The organism is Solirhodobacter sp., from assembly GCF_964715405.1.
Map to the genome: position 1 here is coordinate 94,202 of NZ_CBAICG010000004.1, position 11,520 is coordinate 105,721.

An 11,520-nucleotide genomic window follows, 5' to 3' on the forward strand; every position below is an offset into this window, starting at 1 on the left:
GGATGAGCGGACAGACCATGTGGATCGGCACCGGCGGCAGCGATTTCACCACCCGGCCCGCGCATCGCGACTGGCTGATGGGTCAGGCGACGGGCCTGTTCAGCTTCTTCCAGCGCGCGGCCCTGAACCCAGCGGGCGGGTTCTACGCGCTGGACAATGCCGGGCAGCCGCTGCCCCCCGGCCCCAACGGCACGGTGCGCGGGCTGCACGACACGACGCGGATGGTGCATTGCTTTGTCCTCGCGCACCTGCTGGGCCTGCCGGGGGCCGACCGGATGATCGACCACGGCATGGCGTTCCTTGCCTCGCATCACCGTGACCGCGCGAACGGCGGCTGGTTCTGGACGGTGGACGATGCGGGGGCGGTGAATGCCACCAAGCAGGCCTATGGCCACGCCTTCGTGCTGCTGGCCGCCTCTTCGGCCAAGATCGTCGGCCACCCCGGCGCGGATGCCTTGCTGGCCGAGGTGACCGAGGTGTTGCTCACCCGGTTCTGGGATGACACGGCGGGGGCCACCACCGAGGAATATGGCCCCGACTGGGCGCGCTTGGGCGACTATCGCGGCCAGAATTCCAACATGCACCTGACCGAGGCGCTGATGGCGGCGTTCGAGGCGACCGGGAACGCGATGTACCTGACGATGGCCGAGCGCATCGCATCGCTGATCATCGACCGCCACGCCCGCGCCGAGGGGTGGCGGGTGGCCGAGCACTTCCATGCCGACTGGTCGGTGGATCGCGGCTATCAGGGCGACCCGATGTTCCGCCCGGCAGGCACCACCCCCGGCCATGCGCTGGAATGGAGCCGCCTTCTGAACCAACTCTGGGAACTCGGCGGCCGCAAGCATGGCTGGATGATCGCGGCCGCACGCGCGCTGTTCCTGCACACCTGCGCGATCGGCTGGGACCACGCGAAAGGCGGCTTCTACTACACGCTGGGCTGGGATGACCGCCCGACCCGGTCGGACCGCTACTGGTGGCCCTGCGCCGAGGGCATCGGCGCCGCCACCGTGCTGCGCCAGACCGGCGGCGATGCGCGGTTTGAAGGCTGGTATCGCCGGATCTGGGATTTCACCGCGCAGCACCTGATCGACCACGCGGCCGGAAGCTGGTTCCCCGAGCTTGACGACGATCTGCGCCCGGTTGCCCGTGTCTTCACCGGCAAGCCCGACCTTTACCATGCCGTGCAGGCCTGCCTGATCCCGCTGATGCCCGCCAATGGCAGCGTGACGCGCGGCCTTGCGGCGCTGGTGGCGCGCTAACCCCAGTTCGGCTGATCAAGCTCCGGCAGCGGGATCGCATCGAGCAATTCGCGCGTATAGGCGGCCTGCGGGCGGTCGAACACCTCGGCGGTGGCCGCGTTCTCGACGATCTCGCCCCGGTGCAGAACGATCACGCGGGTGCACAGCCGCCGGATCACCGAAAGATCGTGGCTGATGAAGGCCAGCGTCAGGCCAAGCTCTTTCACCAACCGCTCCAGCAGGTTCAGGACCTGCGCCTGGCTCGACACGTCAAGGCCCGAGACGATCTCGTCGGCCAGGATGAACTCGGGCGCCATCGCGATCGCCCGCGCGATGCCCACGCGCTGGCGCTGGCCACCGGAAAGCTCGTGCGGGTAGCGGGCGCGGAAGGCACGCGGCAGGCCGACGTGATCCAGCGCGTCATCCACCCGCGCGTCGATCCGGTCCAGCCCGTGCAGGCGCAACGGCCCCGCGATGATGCCGCCCACCCGGCGGCGCGGGTTCAGCGACGACATCGGATCCTGAAAGATCATCTGCATCCGCCGCCGCATCGGGCGCAGCGTGGCCTCGTCCAGATGGGTGATGTCGCGCCCGTCAAACCGGATGCTGCCCCCGGTCGGCTCCAGGAGCCGGATCAGCGTGCGCCCCAGCGTCGATTTCCCAGAGCCCGAGCCGCCGACGATGCCGACCACCGCGCCGCGCGGGATGTCGAACGTCAACCCCTTCAGAATCTCCAGCCGGGGTGCCCGCCCGATCAGCGGTTTCTGCGTCATGTCGGCCAGCGATACCCGCAGCCCCTCCACCCGGATCAGCGGTTCAGCGTCCATGCTGCCACTCCGTCTCGGCGGCCTGAACCTCGGCGCGCACGGCCTCGATCACCGCGTCGCTGACCGGCATCAGGCTGGCCCAGGGATCGGTGTATTTCGGCGTCGCGGCCAGCAGCGCGGCGGAATAGAGATGCGCCGGGCCACGGAAGAAGGCGGCCACCGTGGTATCCTCGACCAGCTTGCCCGCGTAAAGCACCGACAGGCTTTGGCACACCTTCGACACCACACCCAGATCATGCGTCACGAACAGCAGCGTCGTGCCGTGCCGCGCCTGCATCGCCGCGATCAGCCGCAGGATCTGCTTTTGCACCGTCACGTCCAGCGCCGTGGTCGGCTCGTCCGCGATGATCAGGCGCGGTTCGGCGGCAAAGGCCGAGGCAATCAGGATGCGCTGCCGCATCCCCCCCGAAAGCTCGTGCGGGTAACTGCGCATCACCCGGGCGGGGTCGGGAATGTGCACCTCGGCCAGCAGTTCCAGCGCCCGCGCCTCGGCTTTCGCGCGCGGCCAGCCGAGGATATCCACCAGCCGGTCGGTAACCTGGCCGCCGATCCGGCGCGAGGGGTTCAGCGCGGTCAGCGGGTCTTGCGGGATCAGCGCGGCATTGGCGCCCACCAGCCTGCGCCGATCCGCAGGCGCGAGCCGCAAAAGGTCGGTGTCGCCCAGCCAGATTTCGCCCTCCACCACCTCGACCGAGCGTGGCAGGATGCCGAGCACGGCCTTGCCGATCATGCTTTTGCCCGCGCCGCTTTCGCCCACCAGCCCGCGCACCTCGCCCGCCTCGACCTCCATCGAGACGGACCGCAACAGCCGCGCGCCGCTGTCGCGCATGGCGACCGACAGGTTGCGGATGCGCAGATAGCCGCTCATCGCAGCACCGGGTCGAAGCGGTCCTTCAAGCCTTCGCCGAACTGGCTGAAGCTGAGGACGGTCAGAAAGAGCGTGATCAGCGGGAACACCAGCACCCACCACGCCTGATGGATCGACAGCCGTCCCTCGGCGATCATGCCGCCCCAGGTCGGCTGATCGGTCGAGATCGAGAGGTTCACGAACGACAGGATCGCCTCGACAATCACCGAGATGCCCATTTCCAGCGACAGCAGCGCCACGATGGTGGGCAGCACGTTGGGCAGGATTTCCGCCAGCATGATCCGCCCGCGCGGCATCCCCGCCACCTGCGCCGAGGCGACGTAATCCATCGCGCCCTGATTCATCGCCTCGGCCCGGATCACGCGGGCAAAGCGGGTCCAGTCGATCACCACGATGGCGATGATGATCGACAAGAGCCCCGGCCCCAGCACCGCGATCAGTAGGATCGCGAACAAGACCGGCGGAAACGCCATCCAGATATCGACCAGCCGCGAGATCAGCCGATCCGCCCAGCCGCGATAATAGCCCGCGATCAGGCCAAGCGCCGAGCCGACGGTGGCGGTCAGCGTGCCCGCGACAAAGGCCACGATCAGCGCGATGCGGGCGCCCCAGATGATCCGGCTGAGCACGTCGCGCCCCAGGCTGTCGGTGCCGAGCCAGAAGCCGGGCGCGGCATCGGGCGACCAGACCGGCGGCAGACGGCCCGACATCAGGTCTTGCGCCAGCGGGTCTTGCGGGCTGATCAGCGGCGCACAAAGCGCCGCCACCAGCACCACGACCAGCCAGCCGCCCGACAGCCAGAGCCGCAGGCCAAGGCGGCGGCGGATCGCGGCGCGCCCGTCAAGCATGACGCAGCCGGGGGTTCAGCGCGGCATAGGTCATGTCGACGATCAGGTTCACCGCCGTGAAGATCAGCGCGAACAGGATCACGATGCCCTGGATCACCGGCAGGTCGCGGTTGATCACCGCGTCGATCGCCATGTTGCCCAGGCCCTCGTAGGAAAACAGCCGCTCCACGATCACGGTGCCGCCGATCAGAAAGGTGAACTGCACCCCGATCAGGGTCAGCGTCGGCAGGATCGCATTCGGCAGCGCCTCGCGCAGGATGACATGGTTTTCGCCATAGCCCTTGGTGCGGGTCAGGGTGACGTAATCGAGATGCATGGTTTCCTTCAGCGATTGCTTGAGCAACTGCCCGAGGATCGCCGCCAGCGGCAGCGCCAGCGCCAGCGCGGGCATGAACATGTGCGACAAGAGGTCGGCGGTCAGATCGAAGCGCAGCCGCAGGACGCTTTCGACCAGATAGAATTGCGTCGTGAACGGCAGCTTGAGGTCGGGCGTCACCCGGCCGGAAATCTGGAACACCGGCACCAGCACGCCAAAGAGGATGATGAGCAGAAGCCCCCAGAGGAAATCCGGCACCGACATCGCCATGCCGTTGACGACGTCGATCCCGGCCTCCACCCGCGTGCCGCGCTTGCGGGTGCCGGTCAGCGCCATCACCCCGCCCATCACCACCGCCATCAGAAGCGCCAGCACCGACAGTTCCAGCGTCGCGGGCAGCCGCCCCAGCACCAGCCCCAGCACCGGGCGGCGCAGCGAGATCGAGGTGCCGAAATCGCCGTGCAGCACGCCCCAGCCCCAGATCAGGAACTGCTGCGGGATCGACTTGTCAAAACCGTAGAGCGCCTTCAGATGCTCGATATCGGCGGGGGTCGCGCCGGGCGGCAGCATCATCGCGATCGGGTTGCCGGGCACGACCCGCACCACCACGAACACGATCACCGCCACCCCGAACAGGGTGACGGCGGTCGTCGCCAGCCGGGTCAGAATGGTTCTGAGCAAAAGCACGGGGTCTCTTTCCGGCAAAGGGGGCGCCCTGCGGCGCCCCCGACTGGTTCAGGCGCGTTTCATCAGCGCGGGCAGCAGCGCGCCCGAGCCGTGCGGCGTCACCTTCACGCGCTTGTCGAACAGGATCGGCTGCACGTATTGCAGCAGCGGCAGCACGTCGCCCTGTTCGGCCACATACTTGTCGACCGCCTTCCAGCCCGCGATGCGCTTGGCCTCGTCGGCCTCGCCCCACAGCGGGCCGATCATCGCGTCGACGTCGTCCGACTTCCACGACGAGTGCGGCGAGGGGCCGAACATCGCAAAGCCGGTCGAGGTGGTCGGATCGCCGATCGCATCGCCCCAGTTGTAGAACGCGGCGGGGGCCAGCTTGTGGGCGGCCCGCAACTCGTAGTGCTTGGCGATCTCGTAAACCTCGATCGTCGCGTCGATGCCGACCTTGCGCCACATGCCGACGATGGCCTGCACCATCTCGTAATCCTTGGGCTTGTAGCCCTTGGTGGTCTGGATGGTGAACTTCGCCGGCTTGTCGGTCGAATAGCCCGAGTCGGCCAGCAGCTTCTTCGCCAGCGCCGGATCGTGCGCCACCTTGATGCTGTCGTCATAGGCCGCGTAGCCCGGCGCATCGAGCGTGTCGATCGGCACGCCGTAACCCGACAGCAGCTTGTCGATGATCAGCTTCTTGTCGACCGCGTGACAGGCGGCAAGGCGGACGTTCTTGTCCTTCATGATGCTGTCGCTGTTGAGGAAGATCATGCCGATATCGGTGATCGGATGCGTCACGCCGTCCAGTTTGCCGCCCTTCTTCAGACGATCGAACTCCTCATAGGGCATTTCCAGCGTGACATGGGCATTGCCGGACTCGATCTCGGCCACCCGGCTGGCGGCGTCGGTGACGAACTTGATCGTCACGGTGTCGAAGTCGGGCTTGCCGCCCCAGTAGGTCGGGTTCGCCTTCAGCCGCACGAAGGCGTCACGCTCGAAGTGGTCGACCATGTAGGGGCCGGTGCCGATCGGCTTGGCCTCGAAGCCATCGGCGCCGACCTTGGTGTAATAGGCCTTGGGCAGCACGTAGCCGGTGAGGAACGACATCCACTTGAAGATCGTCGGGTCGAACTGGATCACGTCGCCGGTGATCTTGTTGCCGTCGATCTTGAAGTTGCCGATGTTCTTCCAGGTGAACTGGATCGGGTTGCCGGTCTTGGGGTCGGCCGCGCGTTCCAGCGACCAGACCACATCCTCGGCGCTGAACGGGCTGCCGTCGTGCCAGGTCACGCCGTCGCGCACCGTCATGTGGATCTGCTTGCGGTCATCGCTCCAGCCCCATTCGGTCAGGAGGCCGGGGCCGAAGCTGAGGTCGGGGTTCTGGGCGATGAACATGTCGAACACCGACTGGTAGATGCCCTGAATGGTCGGGTTCACCGCCGACCCGCCGACGGTCGGATCCCAGCTTGGCAGGTCGACGTTGTAGGCGATCACCAGTTCGTCAATCCCGGCGGCAAAGCTGGGCAGGCCGACGGAGGCAAAGGCGAGCGTGGCGGTGGATAACTTCAACAGACTGCGTCGTGTCATCTGGGTCATGGTTGGGTTTCCCTGTTGGTGGTTCTTGGTCTTCAGTGTCCGGCGAGGTCTTGCGCCAGCAGATACCCGGCCCCCGCGCCGGTTCCGGCCCCCGGCCAGACGGCGGCGCCGGTCAGGTGCAGCCCCTTGACGGGGGTCGAGCCGTCGGCCCTGCCCCGCGCGGGGCGGAACAGGAAGTGCTGCGCCAGGTGGTGGCTGCCGCAGACCTGATCGCCGCCGACCAGGTTGGGGTTGTCGGCCTCCAGTTCCAGCGGGCTGACGACGGCGCGCGCGATGATCCTGGCGCGGGTGCCGGGTGCGGCGGCCTCCAGCATGTCCAGCGCGCGCTCGGCCATCTGATCCTTCACGGTGGCCCAGTCGGTCGCCGTGATCCGGCCCGCCGCATCGCCCGCGATCACGCCGGGCACCATGCGGACCTGCAGCCACAGGATGTGCTTGCCCGCCGGCGCGCGGCCGGGGTCGATGGCGGTCGGCTGGCCCACCACGATCACCGGCTGGTCGGGCAGCAGGCCCGCCTTGGCCTGCGCGTAGGTTTTCGCCATCTGATCGAGCGAGGGCGCGAGGTGGACATAGGCGAACTGCCGCAGCTCGGGCCCCGCCGCCCAGTCGGGCAGATCATCCATCGCGAGGTGGATCATCAGCGTGCCCGGCGCATGGGCGAAGGCGGTCATCGCGGTGTCGAACGCCGCCTCGCCCGAGCCGCCGTCCAGCAGCCGCGCCAGCGCGCCCGGCGCCACATTGGCGATCACCGTGCGGGCCGCCATGATCCGGCGCCCGTCCGCCAGTTCGACGCCGGTCGCCCGGCCGCCCTCGCGCAGCACCCGCGCCACCGGGGCGTTGCATTCGATCGTGCCGCCGCGCGCCTGAACCATCGCCACCAGCGCGCGGATCATCGTGTCCGCCCCGCCCTTGCCCAGCACCATGCCGAAGGACTGGTTGGCCATCGCCTCCAGATAGGGAAACATCGCGCCGCCCGCGATGTCGGGCGCGAAATCGAGGTGCATCCCCCAGGCGCCCAGCGTCGCGCGCAGTTCGGGCGAGCGGAAGGTTTCGGTCAGCCACTGACGCGGCGACATCAGCAGGAAGCGGCCCAGATCGGCGCTGCCGCCAAACCCGTTGCGGCGCAATGTTTTGAACACGAAATATGCAAGCGCACGGAATTTCATCGGACTGCCGAGCAACCCGAACAGATCGGCCGCCCGATCCGGAAACCCGGCCACCAGCGCGCCCCAGGTCTTGGCGTCCTCGGGCGACAGCGCCGCTATCCGTTGCGTGGTGGCGGCCAGATCGGTTTCCACCCCGAGCCAGCGCCGATCGGGAAAGACCGAGGCGAAGCATTTCGCCACCGGCGCGAATTCCAGCCCGTGGCGCTGCAATTCGGCGCCATACTGGCGAAAGAAGGCCGATCCGGCGAACAGCGACAGGTTCATCGCGGCCCAGTCATGGCGAAACCCCGGCGCCGTCAGCGGCAGCGTCTTGACTGCGCCGCCGGGGGTCGCGGCCTGTTCATAGACCCCCACACGCCAGCCCTTCGCCGCCAGATGCGCCGCGCAGGCCAGGCTGTTGTGCCCGGCACCGATGATCACCGCGTCATGGGAAAGGTTCACGTCGCGCCCTCTGCTGCCACCTTCATATTTGCAAATGCATTTAATCCTGTCTAGTATATTGTCAGAAGCAACAGGGCGCCGCGGCAGACCCGGGAAGGCGCCAGAACAGGGAGTTCGGACGATGACCGCTGCCACCACTCTGCAAAGCCTGGGCGCACTTCTGATGTCGGGCGGGGTCGAGGTCATCGACCTCGCGGGCCCGCTCGGCCCTGATACGCCGCTTTTGAAACTGCCGCCGGATTTCGCCAAGGACACGCCAAAGATCGAGGTTCACAAGATCTCGGAATATGACAAGGACGGCCCGTTCTGGGCCTGGAACTGGCTGAAGATCGGCGAGCATTCGGGCACCCATTTCGACGCGCCGCACCACTGGATCACCGGCAAGGATTACCCCGACGGCTACACCGACACGATCCCGGTGCAGAACTTCGTCGCGCCACTGAACGTGATCGACTGTTCCGCCGAAACCGCCGCCAACCCCGATTTCCTGCTGAGCGCCGACGGCGTGAAGGCATGGGAGGCGAAACACGGCGCCATCGGCAAGGGCGAATGGGTGGTGATGCGCACCGACTGGGACAAGCGCAGCCATGACGAGGCGCTCTATCTGAACGCCAACGCGACCGGGCCGCACTCGCCGGGGCCGACCGTCGATTGCATCGAATACATCCTGTCGAAAGGCGCTTTGGGCTGGGGCACCCAGTGCATCGGCACCGACGCGGGGCAAGCGGGCGGCATGACGCCGCCGTTCCCGGCGCACAACCTGCTGCACAAGGCCGACCGCTATGGCCTGGCCAGCCTGGCCAACCTCGACAAGCTGCCCGCCAAGGGCGCGATCCTGATCGCGGCGCCCTTGAAGCTGGTCAAGGGAACCGGCAGCCCGATCCGGGCGCTGGCGCTGATCGCCAGGTAACGCGATGGATCGGGTCGATCACGTCATCATCGGCAGCGGCATCAACGCTTTGGTGGCCGCCGCGATGCTGTCGGGCAAGGGCGCCCGCGTTCTGCTGCTGGAACGCGAGGCCGAGATCGGCGGTTGCATGCGCACCGCCGAGATCACCCTGCCCGGCTTCCACCATGACGTGATGGCCGCCACCTTCGTGCTGTTCCTGACCTCGCCCGCCCATGCCGCCCTCGGGGCCGACCTCGCGCGGCATGGGCTGACGTTCTGCCCCACGCCGCACCCCACCGCCGTGCTGCGCCCCGATGGCCGCGCGCTGGTGCTGACCACTGACCGCGCCGCCAACGTGGCGGCCTTCAACGCGCTGGCGGCGGGCGATGGCGACCGCCACGCCGCCGACGTCGGCGCCATCGAGGCCGACGCGCCGTTCCTGTTCGCGCTCTTGGGCGGCGCGCTGTGGAGCTGGCCGACGCTGAAGCTGCTGCTGGCGCAGGCGTGGAAACGGGGGCCGCGCGGGCTGGCGACCTGGTTCGGGGGCGCGCTGATCCCGGCGCGGGGCTGGCTGGAAACCAGCTATGGCTCGGACATGGTGCAGGCGCTCTGGGCCCCTTGGGTCTTGCACACCGGGCTGACGCCGGAAAGCACGCTGTCGGGCCAGATGGGCAAGGTCATCGCCTTCGCGCTGGAGGCGGCGGGGGCGCCGGTGATCAAGGGCGGCGCCGGGGCGGCGGCCACCGCCTTCCGCAAGCTGATCGAGGAATGCGGCGGGGTGATCCGCACCGGGGTGGACGTGGACCGCATCACGGTCATGGCCGGGCGGGCAACCGGCGTGGTCACCGCAGCGGGCGAAACCATCGCGGCGGGCAGCGTCATCGCCTCGGTCACGCCGGGCCAGCTTTACCGGCGCCTGTTGCGCGACGACGCGCCCCCCACCGAAGCGGCGGCGGCGAAGGCGTTCCGCCACGGGCGCGGCGATTTTCAGCTTCACTTCGCGCTGAGCGAGGTGCCGGAGTGGCTGACCCCCGGCCTTGATCAGGTCGCGCTGATCCACTTGTCGGACGGCATCGACGCGGTGTCGAAATCCGCCAACGAGGCGGAACGCGGGATGCTGCCCGCGACGCCGACGATCTGCGTCGGCCAACCGCACCGGCTCGATCCCAGCCGCTGCCCCGACGGCCGTGCGATCCTGTGGCTGCAAATCCCCGACGCGCCGCGCGTCATCAAGGGCGACGCGGCGGGCGAGATCGCGACCACGCCCGACTGGACCGAAACCACCCGCGAGGCCTTCGCCGACCGGATCGAGGACATCCTCGCCCGCCATATCCGCGACTTCGACCGCATCAAGCTGGCCCGGCGCGCGTATTCCCCCGCCGATTTGCAGGCGATGAACATCAACCTTGTCGGCGGCGACCCCTACGGCGGCGCCTGTTCGATCGACCAGTTCTTCCTCTGGCGGCCGTTCGCGCAGCCGGGAACCGCCATCGCGCACCTGCATCCGATCGGCGCCTCGACCCACCCCGGCCCCGGTCTGGGCGGCGGCTCGGGGTTCCTCCTGGCGAAAAGGCTGGGCGCATGAACGATCTGGCCAAGCCGCCACAGGAGGACGTGCCGCGCCTGGGCGAGATCGGGCTGCACAACTACCCGCCCTATCTGATGAACCGCATCATGGGCCGCTACAACGCCAGCCTGCGCGACGACATGGGCGTGCTGGGCCTGACGACGCCGAAGATGCGCGCGCTGGCGGTGCTATCGGTGATCGACGGCATCCAGATCCGGCAACTGGCCGTTTATGCCGTGGTCGAACAATCGACGCTCAGCCGGGCGCTCGACGGGCTGGAGGCCGAGGGGCTGGTGCGCCGCGACAGCGACCCCGCCGACAGCCGCGCGACCCGCGTCACCATCACCGAGGCCGGGCGCAGCGCGTTCGAGACGCTGTGGCCGACGATGGCGCACAGTTACGCGCGCATGTTTGCGGGCATCCCGGCGGGCGAACGCGCGGCCTTCGTCGCGACGCTGCAAAAGATGCTGATCAACATCCGCAAACACGATTTCTGACGCCGGGACCGGCCGACAGGGGGCATGATGAATTCCACGACAACCGAACCGACCAAGGGCCCGCTTCCGGGGCTGCGCGGCATCGACCACATCGGCCTGACCGTGCCCGATCTGGATCAGGCGGCGGCGTTCTTCACCGACGTGCTCGGCTGCACCACGGTCACGCGCGTCGGCCCGTTCCGCGATGATAGCGGCAGCTTCATGGCCGACGTGCTGGACGTGCACCCCCGCGCGGTGATCGAGCGGATCGTGCTGCAACGCTGCGGCCACGGCAGCAACATCGAGCTGTTCAAATACACCGCCCCCGACCAGACCACGCTGCACCCGCGCAACAGCGACATCGGCGCGCATCATCTGGCCTTCTACGTCGACGACATCGACGCCGCCACCGCCAGCCTGCGCGCGCGCGGCATCGCGACCCTCATGGGCCCGATCCCGATCAGCGACGGGCCGGTGGCGGGCCAGTCGATCCTTTACTTCAAGGCGCCCTGGGGGCTGCAACTGGAACTGATCTCCTACCCCAAGGGCATGGCCTACGAGACCGGGGCCGACGCGGTCCTTTGGTCGCCCTGCAACCCGGCCGCCTGACGCGCCA

Annotated in this window: 11 protein-coding genes; 5 read left to right on the top strand and 6 right to left on the bottom strand. The window is 68.1% G+C overall.

The annotated features are described in order from the left end of the window. The first annotated feature begins 2 nt into the window (after window positions 1-2). Window positions 3-1,262, top strand: a complete 1,260-nt coding sequence (locus tag AC11WY_RS02800) for an AGE family epimerase/isomerase (protein WP_482922318.1) — start codon at window positions 3-5, stop codon at window positions 1,260-1,262. On the opposite strand, the gene AC11WY_RS02805 is transcribed toward AC11WY_RS02800, so the two are convergent. Genes AC11WY_RS02805 through AC11WY_RS02830 form a run of 6 tightly spaced genes read right to left on the bottom strand, consistent with a single transcriptional unit; the run spans window position 1,259 to window position 7,972 of the window. Then, the gene (locus AC11WY_RS02805) at window positions 1,259-2,068 is read right to left on the bottom strand and encodes an ATP-binding cassette domain-containing protein (protein WP_482922320.1); all 810 of its coding nucleotides are present in this window, start codon (window positions 2,066-2,068) and stop codon (window positions 1,259-1,261) included. The two genes, AC11WY_RS02800 and AC11WY_RS02805, sit on opposite strands and share 4 nt — an antisense overlap. Next, the gene (locus AC11WY_RS02810) at window positions 2,058-2,936 is read right to left on the bottom strand and encodes an ABC transporter ATP-binding protein (protein WP_482922322.1); all 879 of its coding nucleotides are present in this window, start codon (window positions 2,934-2,936) and stop codon (window positions 2,058-2,060) included. Before AC11WY_RS02810 ends, AC11WY_RS02805 begins: the two co-directional genes overlap by 11 nt. After that, window positions 2,933-3,784 (bottom strand): ABC transporter permease, encoded by an 852-nt coding sequence (locus AC11WY_RS02815; protein WP_482922324.1) that lies wholly within the window; start codon window positions 3,782-3,784, stop codon window positions 2,933-2,935. The genes AC11WY_RS02810 and AC11WY_RS02815 overlap by 4 nt, the downstream gene beginning before the upstream one ends. Beyond that, entirely contained in the window at window positions 3,777-4,787 is a 1,011-nt protein-coding gene (locus AC11WY_RS02820; protein ID WP_482922326.1) for an ABC transporter permease, read from the bottom strand. Before AC11WY_RS02820 ends, AC11WY_RS02815 begins: the two co-directional genes overlap by 8 nt. 48 nt (window positions 4,788-4,835) lie before the next feature. After that, complete coding sequence (locus AC11WY_RS02825) at window positions 4,836-6,365, bottom strand: ABC transporter substrate-binding protein (protein ID WP_482922328.1); 1,530 nt, start codon at window positions 6,363-6,365, stop codon at window positions 4,836-4,838. Window positions 6,366-6,397: 32 nt separating this feature from the next. Then, a complete protein-coding gene (locus tag AC11WY_RS02830) occupies window positions 6,398-7,972 on the bottom strand; it encodes a phytoene desaturase family protein (RefSeq protein WP_482922330.1) in 1,575 nt (524 codons plus the stop codon). Window positions 7,973-8,093: 121 nt separating this feature from the next. Between AC11WY_RS02830 and AC11WY_RS02835 the strand changes: the two genes are divergently transcribed. Genes AC11WY_RS02835 through AC11WY_RS02850 form a run of 4 tightly spaced genes read left to right on the top strand, consistent with a single transcriptional unit; the run spans window position 8,094 to window position 11,513 of the window. Next, window positions 8,094-8,882 carry a cyclase family protein gene (locus AC11WY_RS02835; RefSeq protein WP_482922332.1) on the top strand — a complete coding sequence of 263 codons (789 nt, stop codon included), beginning with the start codon at window positions 8,094-8,096 and terminating at the stop codon, window positions 8,880-8,882. A gap of 4 nt (window positions 8,883-8,886) precedes the next feature. After that, window positions 8,887-10,446 carry a phytoene desaturase family protein gene (locus AC11WY_RS02840; protein ID WP_482922334.1) on the top strand — a complete coding sequence of 520 codons (1,560 nt, stop codon included), beginning with the start codon at window positions 8,887-8,889 and terminating at the stop codon, window positions 10,444-10,446. Continuing rightward, complete coding sequence (locus AC11WY_RS02845) at window positions 10,443-10,925, top strand: MarR family winged helix-turn-helix transcriptional regulator (RefSeq protein ID WP_482922336.1); 483 nt, start codon at window positions 10,443-10,445, stop codon at window positions 10,923-10,925. The genes AC11WY_RS02840 and AC11WY_RS02845 overlap by 4 nt, the downstream gene beginning before the upstream one ends. Before the next feature lie 27 nt (window positions 10,926-10,952). Further along, the gene (locus tag AC11WY_RS02850) at window positions 10,953-11,513 is read left to right on the top strand and encodes a VOC family protein (RefSeq protein ID WP_482922338.1); all 561 of its coding nucleotides are present in this window, start codon (window positions 10,953-10,955) and stop codon (window positions 11,511-11,513) included. Window positions 11,514-11,520 lie beyond the last annotated feature (7 nt).